Origin of the sequence: Spirulina major PCC 6313, assembly GCF_001890765.1 — a bacterium.
In the GTDB taxonomy this organism is placed as follows: domain Bacteria; phylum Cyanobacteriota; class Cyanobacteriia; order Cyanobacteriales; family Spirulinaceae; genus Spirulina; species Spirulina major.
This window is the reverse complement of sequence record NZ_KV878783.1, coordinates 3,611,008-3,629,212: the sequence shown is the minus strand read 5'-3', so window position 1 is coordinate 3,629,212 and position 18,205 is coordinate 3,611,008. Positions and strand designations below refer to the sequence as shown.

At 54.7% G+C, this 18,205-nt stretch carries 18 protein-coding genes; 12 read left to right on the top strand and 6 right to left on the bottom strand.

Annotated elements, in window-relative coordinates:
- Window positions 1-226 precede the first annotated feature (226 nt).
- Window positions 227-1,111, top strand: coding sequence for a tRNA pseudouridine(55) synthase TruB (gene truB / locus SPI6313_RS16010; protein WP_072623184.1), 885 nt, complete (start codon window positions 227-229; stop codon window positions 1,109-1,111).
- A gap of 136 nt (window positions 1,112-1,247) precedes the next feature.
- Complete coding sequence (locus SPI6313_RS16005; protein ID WP_072621902.1) at window positions 1,248-2,372, top strand: RNA-guided endonuclease InsQ/TnpB family protein; 1,125 nt, start codon at window positions 1,248-1,250, stop codon at window positions 2,370-2,372.
- A gap of 70 nt (window positions 2,373-2,442) precedes the next feature.
- Here the strand turns inward: SPI6313_RS16005 and SPI6313_RS23650 are convergent, their stop codons facing one another.
- The 4 genes from SPI6313_RS23650 to SPI6313_RS15990 form a co-directional block, all read right to left on the bottom strand.
- Window positions 2,443-2,604, bottom strand: coding sequence for a hypothetical protein (locus SPI6313_RS23650; protein ID WP_175551164.1), 162 nt, complete (start codon window positions 2,602-2,604; stop codon window positions 2,443-2,445).
- Between the two features lie 158 nt (window positions 2,605-2,762).
- On the bottom strand, window positions 2,763-3,641 hold the full coding sequence (locus SPI6313_RS16000; RefSeq protein ID WP_072621901.1) for an SDR family oxidoreductase: 879 nt from the start codon (window positions 3,639-3,641) through the stop codon (window positions 2,763-2,765).
- 34 nt (window positions 3,642-3,675) lie between these two features.
- Window positions 3,676-4,458 carry a Uma2 family endonuclease gene (locus tag SPI6313_RS15995; RefSeq protein WP_072621900.1) on the bottom strand — a complete coding sequence of 261 codons (783 nt, stop codon included), beginning with the start codon at window positions 4,456-4,458 and terminating at the stop codon, window positions 3,676-3,678.
- A 129-nt stretch (window positions 4,459-4,587) separates the two neighbouring features.
- Window positions 4,588-6,390, bottom strand: a complete 1,803-nt coding sequence (locus SPI6313_RS15990) for a proline--tRNA ligase (protein ID WP_072621899.1) — start codon at window positions 6,388-6,390, stop codon at window positions 4,588-4,590.
- Between the two features lie 75 nt (window positions 6,391-6,465).
- Between SPI6313_RS15990 and SPI6313_RS15985 the strand changes: the two genes are divergently transcribed.
- The 10 genes from SPI6313_RS15985 to SPI6313_RS15940 all read left to right on the top strand — a co-directional run bounded on the left by SPI6313_RS15985 (window position 6,466) and on the right by SPI6313_RS15940 (window position 16,011).
- Window positions 6,466-6,792 (top strand): translation initiation factor, encoded by a 327-nt coding sequence (locus SPI6313_RS15985; protein WP_072621898.1) that lies wholly within the window; start codon window positions 6,466-6,468, stop codon window positions 6,790-6,792.
- Window positions 6,793-7,089: 297 nt separating this feature from the next.
- Window positions 7,090-7,653 (top strand): hypothetical protein, encoded by a 564-nt coding sequence (locus tag SPI6313_RS15980; protein WP_072621897.1) that lies wholly within the window; start codon window positions 7,090-7,092, stop codon window positions 7,651-7,653.
- Between the two features lie 185 nt (window positions 7,654-7,838).
- Complete coding sequence (locus tag SPI6313_RS15975) at window positions 7,839-8,423, top strand: DUF3727 domain-containing protein (protein WP_072621896.1); 585 nt, start codon at window positions 7,839-7,841, stop codon at window positions 8,421-8,423.
- Between the two features lie 47 nt (window positions 8,424-8,470).
- Complete coding sequence (gene mltG / locus SPI6313_RS15970; RefSeq protein ID WP_072623183.1) at window positions 8,471-9,547, top strand: endolytic transglycosylase MltG; 1,077 nt, start codon at window positions 8,471-8,473, stop codon at window positions 9,545-9,547.
- Window positions 9,548-9,578: 31 nt separating this feature from the next.
- Window positions 9,579-10,112 carry a YqeG family HAD IIIA-type phosphatase gene (locus SPI6313_RS15965; protein WP_072621895.1) on the top strand — a complete coding sequence of 178 codons (534 nt, stop codon included), beginning with the start codon at window positions 9,579-9,581 and terminating at the stop codon, window positions 10,110-10,112.
- A gap of 387 nt (window positions 10,113-10,499) precedes the next feature.
- Window positions 10,500-11,663, top strand: a complete 1,164-nt coding sequence (locus tag SPI6313_RS15960) for a glycosyltransferase (protein ID WP_072621894.1) — start codon at window positions 10,500-10,502, stop codon at window positions 11,661-11,663.
- A gap of 66 nt (window positions 11,664-11,729) precedes the next feature.
- Window positions 11,730-12,473, top strand: a complete 744-nt coding sequence (locus tag SPI6313_RS15955) for an undecaprenyl-phosphate galactose phosphotransferase family protein (RefSeq protein ID WP_072621893.1) — start codon at window positions 11,730-11,732, stop codon at window positions 12,471-12,473.
- Between the two features lie 185 nt (window positions 12,474-12,658).
- Window positions 12,659-13,738, top strand: a complete 1,080-nt coding sequence (gene gmd / locus SPI6313_RS15950) for a GDP-mannose 4,6-dehydratase (protein WP_072621892.1) — start codon at window positions 12,659-12,661, stop codon at window positions 13,736-13,738.
- A 138-nt stretch (window positions 13,739-13,876) separates the two neighbouring features.
- Window positions 13,877-14,815 carry a GDP-L-fucose synthase family protein gene (locus tag SPI6313_RS15945; RefSeq protein ID WP_072621891.1) on the top strand — a complete coding sequence of 313 codons (939 nt, stop codon included), beginning with the start codon at window positions 13,877-13,879 and terminating at the stop codon, window positions 14,813-14,815.
- A gap of 62 nt (window positions 14,816-14,877) precedes the next feature.
- Window positions 14,878-16,011, top strand: a complete 1,134-nt coding sequence (locus tag SPI6313_RS15940; RefSeq protein WP_084669066.1) for a tetratricopeptide repeat protein — start codon at window positions 14,878-14,880, stop codon at window positions 16,009-16,011.
- Between the two features lie 63 nt (window positions 16,012-16,074).
- On the opposite strand, the gene SPI6313_RS15935 is transcribed toward SPI6313_RS15940, so the two are convergent.
- Together SPI6313_RS15935 and SPI6313_RS15930 are read right to left on the bottom strand one after the other, a co-directional pair.
- Window positions 16,075-17,268: a 4-hydroxy-3-methylbut-2-enyl diphosphate reductase gene (locus SPI6313_RS15935; protein WP_072621889.1), complete on the bottom strand. Its 1,194-nt coding sequence runs from the start codon at window positions 17,266-17,268 to the stop codon at window positions 16,075-16,077.
- A 16-nt stretch (window positions 17,269-17,284) separates the two neighbouring features.
- Window positions 17,285-18,145: a GDSL-type esterase/lipase family protein gene (locus SPI6313_RS15930; protein WP_245788825.1), complete on the bottom strand. Its 861-nt coding sequence runs from the start codon at window positions 18,143-18,145 to the stop codon at window positions 17,285-17,287.
- Between the last annotated feature and the right edge of the window lie 60 nt (window positions 18,146-18,205).

The window sequence follows — 18,205 nt, the reverse complement described above, 5'->3', positions numbered from 1 at the left end:
AATCACAGGCTGGATTATGGTAAATCGAGGGAATTATGGTGTGAAATGGTGGGGTTAATTCAGTTTCAATTGTTGGGTTCGGTGCGTTTGAATGGTGAGGATCGTGATCGCAACGATAGTTGCAATTCGTTACGATTCGATGCCAATCGACGATGAGGCGATCGCCCCCTCCCCCCCATCCCCAACCCCGCTATACTGCTAGGGGCGTTCTTTTCCGGCAGTGATGGTGTTTGGTTTTTTGAATTTGAATAAAGACCCCGGCTGGACTTCCCATGATTGCGTGGCGAAGGTGCGGCGCATTGTGGGACAAAAGCGAGTGGGTCATGGAGGCACACTCGACCCGGCAGCGGTGGGAGTGTTACCGATCGCCCTCGGCACCGCGACGCGCCTCTTGCAATATTTACCGACGGGCAAGAGCTATCGCGCCCGAATTCGGTTCGGCGTGACCACCACCACGGACGATCTCGAAGGGGACATTTTGACTCAAGCCCCCGCTTCACCGGTGACGTTACCCGACATTGAAGCGCAGTTACCCGCGTTCCTGGGTCGTGTTGAACAGATTCCGCCCGCGTTTAGTGCGATTCAGCGAGATGGAAAACGGCTGTATGAGTTGGCGCGGGCGGGGGAAGTGGTGGATGTGCCGGCGCGGTGGGTGGAGATTGAGCGGATCAGCGCGATCGCCTTCTATCCGGGGGACTTTCCCGAAGTGGAGGTGGAGGTGGATTGCGGGGCGGGGACCTATATCCGGTCGATAGCGCGGGATTTGGGGGCGGCGTTGGGGGTGGGGGGAACCTTGGCCCATCTGACCCGTACCCGCAGTTGTGGGTTAACGCTGGATCAGGCGATTGATCTAGAGACCCTCGCGGCCCAGGTGGCGGCGGGAACCTTCCGGGCGATCGCCCCCCCCATCATCCTCGATCTCCCCATTGTCACCCCGGAACCCGATGCCGCCCGCCGTTGGTGCCAGGGCCAAACTGTGACGATCGCCCCTGAGTTGAAGGATGCGATCGTGCAAGTGCATGACGGGGTTGGTCAATTCCTCGGCATTGGCCAACTCAACACCACAGGCGAACTACTCCCCAAAACCGTCTTGGCTGCCCAGGGAACATAAAAAAGAGTTCCGGTTGCTCAGGCCGAAACTCTCATGTGCTTACGAATGTAAAGCGTAAAGCCCCCGTTTTCCAAACGGGGGATATAAGCGAAGGGCTGAATTTATTCAGCCGTGATACCGAGGTATCATAGCAACCATGAAAACGCTCAAGTTCAAGCTCTACCAGCATAAGCGGAATAGATACCTCAAGCGGACAATCAATGCCGCAGGGCGTATCTACAACCATTGTGTTGCCCTCCACAAACGGTACTACCGAATGTGGGGCAAGCACTTGAACTGCGCCCGACTGCAAAAACACATCGCCAAGCTTCGGAAACGGAACCCCTGGTGGTTACAAGTGGGTTCTCAAGCCGTACAGGATATCTGTCAACGGATTGAGAAAGCGTATCAACTGTTCTTCAAACACAACAAAAAAGGCGTTCGCCCGCCAAACTTTAAGAAGACCCGAAAGTACAAATCCTTCACCCTCAAGCAAGCCGGGTACAAATTCCTCGGTGGCAACCGGGTCAGGATTGGCAACAAAGTCTATCAATATTGGCACTCTCGCCCCATTGAGGGCAAGGTCAAGACCGTGACGATTAAACGAACTCCCTTGGGAGAACTGTTCATGATTGTCACGGTAGATACCCTGTCAGAACCCCAAGTCAAAACCGAGACAGGTAACATTGCTGGTTTTGATTTTGGACTCAAGACGTTTCTGACCTGTTCGGAGGGGTTCAATATTGATGCACCCTTGTTCTTCAAGCAGTCACTCAATGCAGTTCGCAAAGCAAGTCGAGAATTATCTCGCAAGCAAAAGGGTTCAGCGAATCGAGAACGTGCCCGATTGAACTTAGCCCGCAAGCATGAAGATATTGCCCATCGACGGCGGGACTGGTTTTGGAAGTTAGCCCATCAACTGACGAATCAGTTTGATGGGCTGTGTTTTGAAACCTTGAACCTCAATGCGATGCAGCGGCTTTGGGGGCGTAAGGTGAGTGATTTGGCGTTTCGGGAGTTTCTGCAAATCCTGGAGTGGGTGGCGACGAAGAAGGGGAAGCGGGTGGTCTATGTTGACCGCTGGTTCCCTTCGAGCAAGACCTGTTCAAGTTGTGGTCATATTTTGGAGCATCTGGATTTAGAGACTCGCCATTGGCGGTGTCCCAGTTGCTCGGCAGAGAATGACCGGGATGAGAATGCGGCGATGAATATTAAAGTGGCTGGGGCTTCAGCCATTGGGTTAGGTGATGTCAGACAGGCGTTGCCTGCTATTGCTGTTTGATCCCAGAATCCCCCGTTTTCTAAACGGGGGAGTAAGTCAATGTTGGAAAAAGAAAGAGAGGATGGGCTAGTTACAGCACCCCCTGCTGTTTTCGGCTTAACCCTAAACCCATCCGGTCTGTGAGTGAACGTGTTTTGTCCATGGGTCTGAGGATGGGACTGGTTTGGAATTCAACAGTGCGAATGGTGTAGCGACGGGCTGCACTGGTCGGACTAGACGGGCTGAATTTCATAGGGTTATGCTCCGATTGCTTGATGTCTGTATTTTCCCGGATTGACAGACCCATGCCACTGATCAGCGTCGATGGTTTTGATGATGTTGCTCACGGGGAAAGCACGATCGCATTGTCATTTCTCCGTGATACCTCTCAGTAATTAGGGGTGACACCCATCACACCTGATCACGCAGTGCCAAGAGTTGCGATCGCACCGAGGGGGGATTGTAGCCGAGGGCGAAGGCTTTACCACTGTCGAGGGTGAGATCCGCAGCACGGGGGGCGGCCATAGTGACATCGGCTTGGCGGCAGGGGACGAGGTGGGCAGTGGGAATCTCGAAAATTTCCGTGAGGAGTTGGCCGATGTCGTAGCGGGAGAGGCGATCGCGCCCCCCCAGGTGAAACAATTCCCCCGGTTGATCGAGGAGGAGAAACAGACCCTGGGCGGCGGTGGTGGCACTGACGGGCATCCGGATTTCGTCGGTGAAGAGGCGCAAGGGTTCGCCGCTGCGGAGTTGGCGCAAAAAGGGTTGGAGGAAACTTTCAGATTGGGGGGACGGCACGCCAAACATCACAGGCATCCGGGCAATGGTGGCGGCGGGGTAGCGATCGCGAATCCGCCGCTCGGCCAACACTTTATGCTCGCCGTAGAGGTTGATCGGGCAAACGGGGGAGGTTTCGTCGTAGGGGGGATGTTGGCCGTCAAAGACGAGTTCGCTAGAGGTGAAAAGCAGCGGAATCTGACGGGCGGCGCAGAGTTCGGCGATCCAATCGCTGGCGGTGACGTTGACGGCGTAGGAGCGTTCGGGCTGGGTTTGGCAGTGGTTGGGGCGGGAGAGGGCGGCGAGGTGCAGCACCGCATCGGGGCGGATCTGGTCAAAGTAGGCCGTGAGGGCGGCGCGATCCGTGAGGTCGAGGGTCGCGATCGCGGCGTTGGGGTGCTGAATGCCGGGGCGGTGGGTGGTTCCGTAGAGTTCCCAATCCGGAGGGGCGATCGCTGCTACGTTCCACCCTAAAAACCCACCAATCCCCGTAATCCACAGTCGTTTCGCCATGTTTAGCCCTGGATAACAACGGATCTAGGGTAGCTCAGGCGGGGTGATCCAGTTGATCGGGGTCGATACCTTGGGCGGCCAGTTTGGCCATCAGGGCGGCGAGTTTAGCTTCGGCGGTATCGGCGCGCTGGGCTTCCTGTTCGGCGCGTTGGGCTTCTTGGGCACTTTGCTCGCTGCCGGTGGGGAGAATTTGCCCATTGCGATCGCACCATCGCAGCCAGCGATCGTACTGTTTCCCCTCGAAGGAACCCGACCACAGGGTTAAACCCAAACCCACCCCCGGCAACCAGGCATCATCAAACAGATGGTACTGACCTTCCCGCAACCCATAGACCCGCAACACCCGTGCTGACAAATATTCCAGCGGATCAAACACCACATAATAGGACACCCCAATCCGGCTGTAGTCGTTGAGTTTGCGATCGCCTTCGTGCCCTTTCCGATTGGACACGATTTCAATCACCACATCGGGGGGCTTCCCAAATTCCCAAATAAAGTAGGAACGATGGCGCTTCTGGCTCCAATCAGCGGCAATTTCTACCCCTAAACTGAGCATCACATCGGGCACGAGGGGCGGCCCATGGAGTGCCGAAAACAGCCCCACATCAGCCATCGCAATAAACGGTTGCTCGCTGCGAAAAGCGTGATAGAGACAATGGACAAGCAGACGTTGCAATTTTTCCTGGATCAGGTTATCCACGGGCGTTTCATCCTCAGTGACGATGTGAGAGATGTCTAATTCGGTGGGTGGCTGCTCATAGGCGGGTTCCGCGTTTGGTGGTGGAGTCGTTACGAAGGCTTGGGCTGGGGTTTGCATTGGCGCACCTCATTCACTGCTTATATTGTACTGAAGCGATCGCGCCTACCAAAATCCGCCGCAACCCAACGGGTTAGGAAAACCCTGCGACGTAGTCATCTCGCAACTCTTGATGACCGGATCATGAGGTTAAGCGATCGCTGCCTCGTACCAGTCTTTCAGGGTCGCCACCACATCACCGAGGGGGATTTCTTGGGCTGCTTTTGTGGCCCGTTGGACGACTTCTACTTTGCCCTGTTTGAGCGATCGCCCCGTTACAATCCGGTAGGGAATGCCGATTAGGTCTGCATCCTTGAACTTCACCCCGGCGCGTTCGGTGCGGTCATCGAGGAGCACCTCTAGCCCTGCCGCTTCACAATCGGCGTAGAGTGTTTCTGCGGCCGCCACTGCGTCGGCATCGCTCATGTTAGGAATAACGATGATCACCTGATAGGGGGCGATCGCCACGGGCCAGATCATCCCGTCCTTGTCGTGGCATTGTTCCACCGCCGACTGTGCCAGACGCGACACGCCCACACCATAACAACCCATCACCAGGGGCATTTCCTCCCCGGCTTCGTTGGTGAAGGTTGCGCCCATGGCTTGGGAATATTTCGTCCCCAGTTGGAAAATGTGGCCCACTTCGATCCCCCGTGCGGATTGGAGGGTTTGGCTGGGGTCATGGTGAGCGCGATCGCCCGCCATCGCCTTGCGCAGATCCACCACCTTCGGCAGGTCAAACTGTTCACCCCAATTCGCACCAAACACATGATGCCCCGCCTCATTGGCCCCTGTGGCAAAGTTTTTCAACTCCACCACCGTCGGATCAGCCAAGCGGACAAAGTGCGGATGAATCAGCGCCGTTTTCGCGATGTAGTCATCCCCTAAATCCGGCGCGATATAGCCCAGGGGCAAGGGATGCGCCGCCCATTTTTGCTGCATCTCCGCATCGGGAACGTCCACACTCAGCACCGTACTCGCGCCAAAGTCCGCCGCCATCCGGGCCGCCTCGTTTTGCAATTTCACATCGTTCACATCCTGATCACCGCGAATACTCACCAAAATCAAGACGATTAACCCGGTGTCGTAGGTGACTTGATAGAGGACATTTTTGACGATCGCAGTCGGGGAACAGTCGGCCAACTCGGCCAGGGTGGCGATCGTGGCGGTGTTGGGGGTGGGGCGTTTTGCGTAGGTGGTGAAGGGAGAGGCGATCGCATCGGGGGGAATCGAGGTGGCTTTTTCCACGTTGGCGGCGTAGCGTTGATCCGGGGTGTAGAGCACCTCGTCTTCGCCAATGTCTGCCAAGACCATAAATTCTTGAGACCCCGACCCGCCGATCGCGCCGGAATCCGCTTCCACGGCAACAAAGTCTAACCCACAACGGCGGAACATATTGCGATAGGCCCGATCCATGTCGGCGTAGGTGGCTTTGAGGCTCGCTTCATCGGTGTGGAAGGAATAGCCGTCTTTCATGATGAATTCACGGCCGCGCATCAGGCCAAAGCGGGGGCGAATTTCATCGCGGAATTTACTTTGAATTTGATACAAATGTTGGGGCAATTGGCGGTAGGAGCGGATCATGTCTTTGGCGATCGCCGTAATCACCTCCTCATGGGTGGGCCCTAGGGCCACATCGCGATCTTGGCGATCGCGGAACGCAAACATAATCCCCTCGGCTTTCGTATAGGTATCCCAACGCCCGGACTCTTGCCACAGTTCCGCCGGTTGCAGTTGGGGTAACAAACATTCCTGCGCCCCCGTCGCGTCCATCTCTTCGCGCACAATCTGCGACACCTTGCGCAACACCCGCCACATCAACGGCAAATAGCTATAGACCCCGCTCCCGGTGCGGCGGATATAGCCTGCCCGCAACAGCAGTTGATGACTGGGAATCACCGCTTCCGCTGGCGATTCCCGCAGCGTAACGAAAAGCATCTGAGACAGGCGCATGGCAAAAGGCTTCCTTCAAGCGAGATAGCACCCCCTAGAATATCAGGAAGACCACCTCTCCTTGTAATCATCTCTATGGCTGCCCGTCCTGCTAAAAATCGTGTCGTCTATTCTGAATTCGGTTCCCCTAGCACCGAAGCGGCGATCGCCCCTGCGACTCCCGATCTCCCCCCGCAGCAACAAAAACTGAAGATCCAAGTCACCCGCAAAGGCCGCAAAGGTAAAACCGTGACGATCATCAGCGGCTTTCAAACCTCGGATGCGACCCTCAAAGCCCTCCTCAAAACCCTGAAAACCTCCTGTGGTGCAGGGGGGGCGGTGAAGGACATGACCTTAGAATTGCAAGGCGATCGCGCCGCCCAAGTGCCTTCCATTCTCCGTCCTCTCGGTTATCAAATTTGAGAAGTTGAGTCAGAGGTCTCTTAACACAGGACAAACATTGAAATGTACGACAAAATTTGAAGTGTGCAGGGGGTGGGAGCATCCTGCTCCCTGTCTTGTCTGAATCCCAGCGGGCAAGATTAAATCTCAGCGGGCAAGATTAAATCCCAGCGGGCAAGATTAAATCCTAGCGGGCAAGATTAAATCCTAGCGGGCAAGATTAAATCCCAGCGGGCAAGATTAAATCCCAGCGGGCAAGATGCCCGCACTACAGAGGATGGAGTCTTCTTAATTCAGAATCCCCAACGAGTTAATGCTATGTTTTCCAAAACAGTTGCCACCCTTGTATACAGCAGCGCGATCGCTCTCCTCAGTGTTCTGGCCGATCCCCACAGTGCGATCGCCAATGATCCCCCCTGCGATGAGTACTACATCGATCCCGACGGTCGCCGCATCTGCCTCGATAATGGGCGGCCTGTCCCGGCTGATCCGGTAGCGCGGGACTATCTCGACCCTGTACCCTTTTTGGATCGGCTGGCGCGTTGCCAACCGGCGGCAACGGCGATCGGGTTTCCGCTGATTCCGGATGTGGCGATCGAAAGTGTGGTGCGAGCCTGGGAGGGCGATCGCTGTGTCGTCCAAATGAATGCCTTCCTCCTCAAAAACCCCCAGCGTCAAGCCGTCTATGCCCTCTGTCGTTATCGTCGCTCAACCCTCGCCCTCTTGACCGACCCACGCGCCTACGAACAAGCGCGAACGGGCAACTATCAATTTGATTCCAGCGATGCGCGAGATGCGGCCCTGTCTGAAGCCATGCTCCAAGATTGCCAATTTAGCCGCAACTGGCTACCCAGCTTAATCCAACCCGATCGCGCTCCGTAATCGTCCCAGCCTGAGATTGTCCCGGCTGCGGCGGAGTCAGATCCAATCCTCATCAATGCTACGCCCAGGGTGAAATCGGGTAGCATCGAGCCAGCCACGTTCTTCGATCACCCGTTGAAGCGTATGCCCCTTTCCCCTTTTTTGATATTCTGAGAGCTACCTTTCGTTGCCGCACTGGATTGACTATGCCGTCCCCTCCATTTCCCTCTGATCACGACCCATCCATTCCCGATAGTGTGACGTTATTGGATGAAGCAGGGCGATCGCTAGAATGTTCTGTGGAGCAGAGCTTTAAAGACAGCGGTAACACGTATTTGATTCTCTTACCCGTAGACTCGCCCGTGACCATCATTGCTTGGGATAGCGATGATGATGAAGCCGATGCCGCCTGGGTGGAAGAAGATGAGGAAATTGAGCAAGTGTTTGCTGATGCCAAAGCTGTCCTCTCGGAGCAAAATCTCACCCTGAACTACGCCGCCTACACCCTGACCGTGTCGGGCGAACTGCCGGAAGTCGTGGAGGAATTGACCCTAGAAGTGCCAACGGATAATGGACAGGTGGAATCTGAGCATTTTCAAGTCCTGACGCATTTCTACCACAACGATCAAAAATACGAGATCTATACACCTCTCGATCCTCTCCTGCTGTTTGCCCGTCGCGCTCCAAATCGCCAAATTGAACTCCTGTCTTTTGAAGAAGTCCAAGACTTGCAGCCCCATCTGCGAGAACTCCTCATTCAAGAAATGGAACGAGAGGAAGAAGAAGAATAGAAAGGATTATGATGGGCCATTAATCTCCCTTGGCGATCGCGGCTCCCATGAAAAAGCTTAGTTCATTCTCGCAGTGGTTGTATCCCCTTGGTATTTTGCCGGGGGTGCTGCTGCTGAGTGGCTGGCATGGTTACCAGTGGTGGCGCTGGGCGATGTCGCCGGTGATGATCGAGGCGGAGAATCAGCCGGTGGAAATTCAGGTGGAAGTGCCTGCGGATACATCAACGCGCCAGATTGGGGCGGATCTTGAGGCGGCGGGGGTGATTCATTCGGCGTGGGCGTGGAATATTTGGGCGTTTTGGTTGGCGTTGCAGGATCAAGCCGGGAGTTTTAAGGCGGGGCAATATGTGTTGTCGCCGGGTCAGGATATGACGGCGATCGCGCAATCGATTTGGACGGGGCAAGTGTTTCAATCCACCCTCACCATTCCCGAAGGCTGGCGCTTAACCGACATTGCCCAAGCCCTCGAATCCCAAGGACTCTTCCCCGCCGAAACCTTTCTCCAGGCTGCCCAAACCGTTCCTAGGGATCAGTTTGCCTGGCTCCCGGCAGATATCACCACCGTTGAGGGCTTCCTCTTCCCCGACACCTACCAACTACCCCCAGACGGAACTACACCCCAAGCAGTGATCGTGACCATGCTGCAACGGTTTGAGCAGAAAGCATTACCTCTCTATCAAGAGCAGGCCGATCCCGGTTTGTCGTTGTTGGAATGGGTAACTTTGGCGAGCATGGTGGAGAAAGAAGCGGGCGTGGCGGAGGAGCGGGGGATCATTGCGGGGGTGTTTCGCCAACGGTTGGCGCAGGAGATGCGCCTCGAATCTGATCCGACGGTGGAATATGTGTTGGGACGACGGCAAACCCCGGATCAACCCCTCACCTTGGCGGATGTGCAAACGCCGTCGCCCTATAATACCTATCTCAATCCGGGGATACCGCCGGGGCCGATCGCGAGTCCGGGCCAGGGGAGTTTGGTGGCAACGCTGAATCCGGTGGCGACGGACTATCTTTTTTTTGTGGCACGGTATGACGGCACCCATGTGTTTAGTCGCACCTTAGAGGAGCATGAAGCCGCGACCCAACGGATTCGGGCGGGGCGATCGCTCCCCAGTCCCCCGCCTTAATTATTCGCACTGAATTCAGGACAGAAACACAATGGTCAATGGACGATGGGATCACTTACTTAGCCCCAGTTTGGTACTGGGGGGGACGATTTTAGAGTTAACGCCGGAGGTGGTGAAAACCCATCATCTCCAGGGCCTGATTTTAGATGTGGATGAAACCCTCGTGCCCCTCAAACAACGGCAGGTATCGCCGGAGGTGGTGGCTTGGATTGAGGAAATTCGTCAGCACGTTGCGCTGTGGTTGGTGAGCAATAACCTCAGTGAGTCGCGGATTGGGGGGATTGCAGAGTCGTTGAATTTGCCCTACATCCTGGGGGCGCGGAAACCGTCGCGGCGCAAGCTACGCCAGGCGATGGAGGCGATGCAGTTGCCGCCGGAGGCGGTGGCGATGGTGGGCGATCGCCTTTTCACGGATGCCCTGGCGGGGAATCGCTTGGGTCTGTTTACGATTTTGGTGGAGCCGATGGTTGATCCGTTGATTGCGGCGCGATCGTACCCAATTCGGAATTTTGAGGTGTGGCTCACGCAAAAATTAGGGGTCACTCTCTACAAGCCTGAATCATGATCAATCCCGCCGACTGACCCCAGTTTTTGGCTCACGTTTTTGGATCATTGGCAAAATCTAAAGAAATTATTAAGAAACAAAATGTCACTGATATTATCTGGCAATCTCTATAACTGATGTAAATGGGGTCAGCCTAGATAAAGACCTTAAACATAATCAATAGCACTAGTTTTTGATTGACCATAAGCGCCAGCACTCACGGGTTAGGGTAGTGCTGGCGTTTGTTTGGGTTGCATTGGCGCATGTTGTGCAGGGCGATGCAACGAAAACGGCGACGATCGCGTCTCATCGGAACTAGGGGGAAATCCTCGGCTGAAGCGATAAATCCTTGCCCCCCCTGCCACTTTCCTTCATAATTCTTAATCTAGTCCCCTGCGCGATCGCTCCATGAAATTTGCTCTAGTTCACGAATGGCTCACCCCCCACGCCACGGGCGGATCAGAGCTTGTGGTTCGTGAAATTTTGCAGCACATCAACGCCGATCTCTACGCCCTGATCGATTTTGAATCCACCAACCCAGAAAGCTATCTCTATCAGCGAGCGATCGGAACCACCTTCCTCCAACATTTTCCCAAGGCAAAACAAGGCATCCAAAAATACCTCCCCCTCCTGCCCCTCGCCATCGAACAACTCGACCTCAGCGGCTACGATGTCATCCTCTCCTCTTCCCACGCCGTCGCCAAAGGCATCCTCACCCATTCCCAACAACACCACATCTGTTACTGCCATACCCCGATGCGCTACGCCTGGGATCTCACCTTTGATTACCTGCGCAGCAGTCGCCTTGGTCGTGGCTTGCCGGGCATTGCCACCCGCCTCATCCTCCATTACCTGCGCCAATGGGATGTGTTGAGCGCCAACCGTGTGGATCACTTCATTGCCAATTCCCACCACACCGCCCAGCGGATTTGGCGCTGCTACCGTCGTCAGGCGGAGGTGATTTACCCACCCGTGCAGTTGGATCGTTTCACCTATCAACCTCAAAAGGCGGATTTTTATCTGACGGTCTGCCGGTTAGTGAGTTATAAGCGCGTAAAACTAATTGTTGAGGCCTTTAATCAGTTGGGGTTACCGTTGATTGTGATTGGAGATGGCCCGGACCGGGGGGCCTTGGAGGCGATCGCTAAGCCGAACATTCAACTCCTCGGCAGTCAATCCAACGCCACCGTTGCCACCTATATGGCCCAAGCCAAAGCCTTTGTCTATGCCGCCTGTGAAGATTTTGGCATTGCCCCCGTGGAAGCCCAAGCCTGCGGAACCCCCGTCATTGCCTATGGTGCGGGTGGGTCCTTAGAGACCGTGCAAGACGTTCGGCACGCCCCCACCACGGGAACCGGTTTGTTGTTTGGCCCCCAAACCGTAGCGGCGTTGGTAAAAACCGTTAGAATTTTTGAGGAAATCTGTGGCAAAATTCGACCAGAATCCTGCCAGCAGCAAGCTCATCAGTTTGCGCCAGCGGTTTTTCAGCAGCGATATCTTGACTGTATTGATCGGTATACAGCCACTCGTTCGCCCCCATCGAGTCCTGGGGATCGGGAAAAGTTCAGCTAGCTTAGACGGTCGAACTGTCTTGAGCGATCGCTTAAAGTTACGTGGTGTGATGTGAAGAGGAGTACAATGACCGCCGAAAGCCAACTGGTTTCCGTCAAATTAATCCGTGGGTTGATGGCCAAAGGCCGACCATCAAAATCCCCCACCTATCAACAATCGGCCCAGTCCCAACGGGCGCGATCGCAACGCTTTAATCGATTACGGCAAAAACGTGTATTTGATATTCTGTTCGCCGCCACGATTCTAGTCATCCTGTCCCCCCTCTATCTCGTACTGGCGGCTCTCATTGCCCTCACATCCCCCGGCCCCATCTTCTACTGCCAAGAACGCATCGGCAAGCATCACAAACCCTTCCGATGTATCAAATTTCGCACCATGGTCAACAACGCCGACACCCTCCTCTCTGAGATGGTGTCCAACTGTCCCCAACTGCGCCAAGAATTTGAATCCGACTACAAACTCCGCCAAGATCCCCGCATCACCCGCATCGGTAAATTTCTCCGCCTGACGAGCTTAGACGAACTGCCCCAATTTTGGAACGTGCTCAAAGGGGATATGAGTGTCGTGGGCCCACGTCCCCTCGTGCCGGAAGAAGTGCCCCGCTACGGTCGCTACATGGATCGAGTGCTGCGGGTACAACCGGGCATCACCGGCCTGTGGCAAGTGTCCGGCCGCAATGACATTCCCTATCAACGGCGGATTCAAATCGATGTGTACTATTCTGGCCACCATAATTGGGTTTTGGATCTCTTCATTATTGTGAAAACCATCGGTGTGATTCTGTTTCCGGGCAACAATGGTGCGTATTAGGGAAGCGGTGCGATCGCACCGCTTCCCATCATCGGCCCTCAGCGAGTTTCATTCGCAGTGATAGCAAACGTAAAAAAGTCAGTGACAGATCACACGAAATCTCTGTATTTCTACTAAGTTGAAGAGAGAAAATACTCTCAACCGCAGAGTCAACCTCAGAACGCATGTAAGGACAAGCCGATACGATGACGCAACTCAAAAAAGCTCTGATCACGGGTATTACAGGTCAAGATGGCTCCTATCTCAGTGAGCTTCTGCTCGAAAAAGGGTATGAAGTCCATGGCATTATCCGCCGCACGTCAACATTTAACACCGACCGGATTGATCATCTCTATGTTGATCCCCATGACGAAGATGCTCGCCTGTTTTTGCACTACGGGGATCTCACCGATGGCACCACCCTCCGGCGCATCATTGAAGCCGTACAACCCCAGGAAATCTATAACCTAGGGGCTCAGTCCCATGTCCGTGTCAGTTTTGATGCACCTGAATACACCGTCGATGCCGTCGGCATGGGCGCATTACGCATCCTCGAAGCCATGCGAGACTACCAACAGCGCACCGGTGCCGAAGTGCGTTTTTATCAAGCCGGGTCATCAGAAATGTTTGGCAAAGTCCAACATGTGCCCCAGAGTGAAGAAACCCCCTTTTATCCCCGTAGCCCGTACTCCTGCGCCAAAGTCTACGCCCACTGGCAAACGATTAACTACCGAGAATCCTATGACCTGTTCGCCTGTAATGGGATTCTGTTTAACCATGAATCGCCCCGTCGGGGGGAAACCTTCGTCACCCGCAAAATTACCCGCGCCGTCGCCCGAATTGTCGCCAAGCAACAGGATGATCTGTACTTAGGGAATCTGGACTCGAAGCGGGACTGGGGCTATGCTCGCGACTATGTGCGGGCGATGTGGATGATGTTGCAACAAGACAAGCCCGATGACTACGTTATTTCCACCAATGAAACCTATTCCATTCGTCAATTCCTAGAGATTGCCTTTAGCCATGTCAATCTTAATTGGGAAGACTATGTCAAGTTTGATCCGCGCTACCTGCGACCGGCGGAAGTGGATCTGTTGATTGGTGACTGTACGAAGGCGAAAAAACAACTGGGTTGGGAGCCGTCGATCACCTTTGAAGAATTGGTGAAATTAATGGTCGATGCGGATCTAACGGCATTGGGTCTAGAGCCACCGACGGGGGTTGTGACCGAACAACTCAAGGCCGATTTAGCCTATCTCCATCACAACCGTATGACGGTGGATTAACGGCCCTGCGGTAGATTCAAACACACACTGTCCTCAGTGCAGTTACGGAGTAGTGGAATTTGAGGATGACTCTGGCTGTGTTTGGATGAAGACGATACAGGGTCATCCGTCTGTCGTTATCTAGGCAAGAGATTAATCATGGTAGAACTGAGCGGAAAGCGAGTCCTCGTCACTGGTGGGGCGGGTTTTTTAGGGAAGCAAGTGGTGGCCCAGTTGGTGGCGGCGGGGGCGCAGGCAGATTTGATTACGGTGGTGCGATCGCGCGACTACGACCTCTGCCAAATGCCCGCCTGTGAATCCGTCGTCCAAAACCAAGACATCATCATTCACCTGGCGGCCCATGTGGGGGGGATTGGCCTCAATCGTGAAAAACCCGCCGAATTGTTTTATGACAACCTGATGATGGGGGCGCAACTGATCCACGCTGCCTATCAGGCCGGCGTGGAAAAATTCGTGTGCGTGGGCACGATTTGCGCCTATCCCAAATTCACCCCCGTACCCTTTAAAGAAGACGACCTTTGGAACGGCTATCCAGAAGAAACCAACGCCCCCTACGGCATTGCCAAAAAAGCCCTCTTGGTGCAACTCGAAGCCTACCGACAACAGTATGGTTTTAATGGCATCTATCTACTGCCGGTGAACCTCTACGGCCCCGAAGATAATTTCGACCCGTCGAGTTCCCATGTGATTCCGGCGCTGATTCGCAAGGTCCACGAAGCCCAACAGCGGGGGGATACCCAACTACCTGCCTGGGGGGATGGCAGCCCCACCCGTGAATTTCTCTATTCCGTCGATGCGGCGCGGGGGATTGTGATGGCGACCCAAGGGTACGATGCGCCGGAACCGGTGAATTTGGGAACGGGGTCGGAAATTTCAATTCGGGATCTGGTGGAGTTGATCTGTGAATTGATGGAGTTCAGGGGCGAGATTGTTTGGCAAACGGATCAGCCCAATGGTCAACCGCGCCGCTGTCTGGATACCCAACGGGCGAAAGAAACCTTCAATTTTGTTGCTCAAACTGACTTTCGCCAAGGCTTAGCGAATACAATTGAATGGTACCGGCAGCATGCTGCCTAGTGGGTGAACCATAGCTGTTATGGATGGGGGGTATTGGTGGCTCCTCATCCCGTTGAGGAGTCATGAAACAGATTAGTCGAACCAGTCGAACCAGTATGAAACAGTGGGGACGTGCGATCGCAAGCCTTACCCTAGTCATGGGGCTAACACTCCTGCCCCAGCCCGGTTTTAGTCAAACCCCCCGCAACGAGCAGCTTGATAATTATCTCCGGCAAGGGCGGGATCTCGTCGAATCCGGAGAATTCGATCGCGCCCTCGAAGCCTACCAACAAGCGGTCTATATCGATCGCACCAATCCCAGAATTTATTCCGGCATTGGCTATCTTTACACCCTCCAGGGCCAATACAACGCCGCCGCCCAAGCCTATGAGTATGCGCTGATCCTGGAGCCGAATAACGTTCCGTTTCTCTATGCCCTCGCCTTCTGCCATGCCCAACTCAACCGCAACACCGAAGCCGAGCAAGCCTATCGCCGCATTCTCCAACTCGATCGCAACCATGTCAATAGTTATCTCGGTCTTGGCGTGGTGATGATGCGCCAAGGCCGCCACCGGGAAGCCTATCAAGTTTATCAACAGGCGGCTACCCTTGATCCCCAAGACGGCAATGTCTACGGCATGATGGCCACCGCCCTCCTTGAACAGGATCGCCCCCAAGAAGCGATTGATTTACTGCGTCAATCGTCCCGACGCTACCCCCAAAATGCCAACCTGTGGATGCAGTTGGGGATTTTCCTGATTGGCATGACCAATCAACAGGACGAAGCCCTGCAAGCCTTTAACCAAGCTGCTCGCATTGATCCCCGGAATCCGATGGTGCAGGTTCAAATCGGCAGTGTCTTGCAAGAACAGGGCAATGAAGATGAAGCCCAGAAGATTTTCTATCGCGCCGTGGCGATGGCGGACGATACCCCAGAGGCGCAGTTGGGCATCGGGGATATCTTGTTTCAAAAGCGGGCGTATTTGCCTGCGATCGTGGCCTATCGGCGGGTGACTCAGTTGGCTCCGGAAAATCCTGTGGGCTTTCACCGCCTAGGGATTGCCCTCCAATCCCGTGAACGTCGCCGTGAAGCGATCACAGCTTGGCAGTCGGCGTTAAATCTCTACGAACAGCAGGGTAATCAATTAGGGGCGAAGACGATCGAGTCTCTCCTCGGCGACGATCGCGAGGATGATCCGTTCCGTCCCTTTAATTAGTCCGATTCTGCCGAGGAGCTAGGCTGCCGAAGTCCCCTAGCTCCTCGGTTCCATGGGGTGATCTTAGGGTTTGAGGGCGAAGATTTTTTCGATGATGGCTTCGACGGATTTGTCGGGGGTGGAGGCTCCGGAGGTGATGCCGACCTGGAGCGGGCCAGCGGGGAGCCAATTTTCTGTGACCACAAGCTCGGTGTCGAGGGGTTTATGTTCGATGCGGTTGCCGGGGCCGATGCGATCGCCACTATCGATGTGATAGGAGGGAATGCCCCGTTCGACGGCGATTTCTTGGAGGTGGGTGGTATTGGAGGAGTTAAAGCCGCCAATCACCACGAGGAGATCGAGGGGCTGTTCCACGAGGGAAAACATCGCGTCCTGACGCTCTTGGGTAGCATCGCAAATCGTGTTGAAGCTCATGAAATGGGCATTGAGATCCACGGGGCCGTATTTTTGCAACATGGTGTGCTCAAAGAGTTTGCCGATCGCTTCGGTTTCACTTTTGAGCATCGTGGTTTGGTTGGCCACGCCGACGCGGTCAAGGTCGCGATCGGGATCAAACCCGTCAGAATGGGCATTGGCAAATTTGGCCATGAATTCGGCGCGATCGCCCCCGTTGAGGATGTAGTTCGCCACATACTGCGCCTCAGCCAAATTCAACACCACCAAATATTTACCCGCAAAGGAACTCGTGGCCACCGTTTCCTCATGCTGATATTTGCCGTGGATAATCGAGGTATAGTCCCGCTTTTTATGTTTCTCGACGGAATTCCACACCTTCGCCACCCAGGGGCAGGTGGTGTCCACAATCGTACAGCCCACCTCATTGAGGTACTGCATTTCCGACACACTGGCCCCAAAGGCGGGCAAAATCACCACATCCCCCGCTTCGACAACGCTAAAGTCCTTGACCTCCGTCTCGACGGGAATAAAGCCCACATTCATCTCCCGTAACCGCTGATTCACCCCCGGATTATGGATAATTTCGTTGGTGATCCAAATGCGTTCGGTGGGAAAATGTTGGCGCGTTTCGTAGGCCATCGCTACCGCTCGCTCGACTCCCCAACAAAACCCAAAGGATTCGGCGAGATGAATGGTGATTGCGCCCCGTTGGAATTGGTAGTTGCGATCGCGAATCTCCTGAATTAACGAGCTTTGGTATTCGCGATCCATGACCCCTGCGACTTCATCCTGATGGCCAAAGCCTTTCCGGTGGTAGTTTTCAGAGTGGTTGAGGGTGCGTTTAAAGGTTTTGGTATCCATGAATGAAAGAGACGATTTAATCCGTTTTGCGATGGGTATGATCCAGTTCGAGGCCGATGAACAGTTGCAGGGCCGTAGACCAAACGCGATAGCCGTCCCGGTTGAGATGCAGGCCATCGGTGCTGAGATCCATTTTTAGATTACCGCGCTCATCGGCAAAGAGGGGATAAAGGTTGAGGAATGTCGCTCCTTCTTGGGCGGCAATGCGTTCGAGTTCGAGGTTGAGACGGCGAATGCGGCCATTGGGAATGGCGAGGAGGCGATCGCGCCCCTCCCAGGTGGCAGACGCACCAGCATGGGGCAAAATCGACTGCACCACCACACGGCTGCGGGGATGTTGGCGGCGCAAATCCTGCATAATCAGCCGGGAATTGGCCAACAGCGTCGCATCACTCACATCCCACAGCACATCATTAATCCCGATCATCATAAACACCGCTTGGGGGCGAGTTTGATCCAACAAATGCAAGCGCCGCAAAAGTCCTAGGGTTTTTTCCCCCGAAATACCTTGATTGAGCCAAGTCTGGCCGGGGGGCAGCAGGTCATGGGTAAACCAGAGGGTGATGGAATCTCCCATTAATACCATCAAGTCATTGGGTTGATTCTGGGCGGCGGCGCTGGCTTCCTGGGCCAGCAGATCCACCCATTGCTGATAGGACAGGGCTTGGCGATGGCTGCGATCGTGGGGAGTGGGCACAGGGGTCTTGGCCAGGAGCTGCTGAGAGCTACCCGCCAAGGAAGCAAGGGCGAGTTTGGGTTCAACCGGACGTTGAGTGACGGCGAACAGGGCAAAGAGCAAGAGGACGTTCGCTGCGAGGGAAAAAGCAGCCCAACGGTGAGCAGATTGGAGCAAACGATATAAAAGGGGAGTAAACACAATACAGAATTTTAGCCTCAAACGAAGGCTTCCCTTTAACCTAGAGTCGCAGATTTTGCA

Bases quoted from the DNA above. Each gene is read 5' to 3' on its own strand.
- SPI6313_RS16005 (WP_072621902.1), top strand. From the start codon at position 1,248: ATGAAAACGCTCAAGTTCAAGCTCTACCAGCATAAGCGGAATAGATAC.
- SPI6313_RS23650 (WP_175551164.1), bottom strand. From the start codon at position 2,604: ATGAAATTCAGCCCGTCTAGTCCGACCAGTGCAGCCCGTCGCTACACC.
- SPI6313_RS16000 (WP_072621901.1), bottom strand. From the start codon at position 3,641: ATGGCGAAACGACTGTGGATTACGGGGATTGGTGGGTTTTTAGGGTGG.
- SPI6313_RS15995 (WP_072621900.1), bottom strand. From the start codon at position 4,458: ATGCAAACCCCAGCCCAAGCCTTCGTAACGACTCCACCACCAAACGCG.
- SPI6313_RS15990 (WP_072621899.1), bottom strand. From the start codon at position 6,390: ATGCGCCTGTCTCAGATGCTTTTCGTTACGCTGCGGGAATCGCCAGCG.
- SPI6313_RS15985 (WP_072621898.1), top strand. From the start codon at position 6,466: ATGGCTGCCCGTCCTGCTAAAAATCGTGTCGTCTATTCTGAATTCGGT.
- SPI6313_RS15980 (WP_072621897.1), top strand. From the start codon at position 7,090: ATGTTTTCCAAAACAGTTGCCACCCTTGTATACAGCAGCGCGATCGCT.
- SPI6313_RS15975 (WP_072621896.1), top strand. From the start codon at position 7,839: ATGCCGTCCCCTCCATTTCCCTCTGATCACGACCCATCCATTCCCGAT.
- mltG (WP_072623183.1), top strand. From the start codon at position 8,471: ATGAAAAAGCTTAGTTCATTCTCGCAGTGGTTGTATCCCCTTGGTATT.
- SPI6313_RS15965 (WP_072621895.1), top strand. From the start codon at position 9,579: ATGGTCAATGGACGATGGGATCACTTACTTAGCCCCAGTTTGGTACTG.
- SPI6313_RS15960 (WP_072621894.1), top strand. From the start codon at position 10,500: ATGAAATTTGCTCTAGTTCACGAATGGCTCACCCCCCACGCCACGGGC.
- SPI6313_RS15955 (WP_072621893.1), top strand. From the start codon at position 11,730: ATGACCGCCGAAAGCCAACTGGTTTCCGTCAAATTAATCCGTGGGTTG.
- gmd (WP_072621892.1), top strand. From the start codon at position 12,659: ATGACGCAACTCAAAAAAGCTCTGATCACGGGTATTACAGGTCAAGAT.
- SPI6313_RS15945 (WP_072621891.1), top strand. From the start codon at position 13,877: ATGGTAGAACTGAGCGGAAAGCGAGTCCTCGTCACTGGTGGGGCGGGT.
- SPI6313_RS15940 (WP_084669066.1), top strand. From the start codon at position 14,878: ATGAAACAGATTAGTCGAACCAGTCGAACCAGTATGAAACAGTGGGGA.
- SPI6313_RS15935 (WP_072621889.1), bottom strand. From the start codon at position 17,268: ATGGATACCAAAACCTTTAAACGCACCCTCAACCACTCTGAAAACTAC.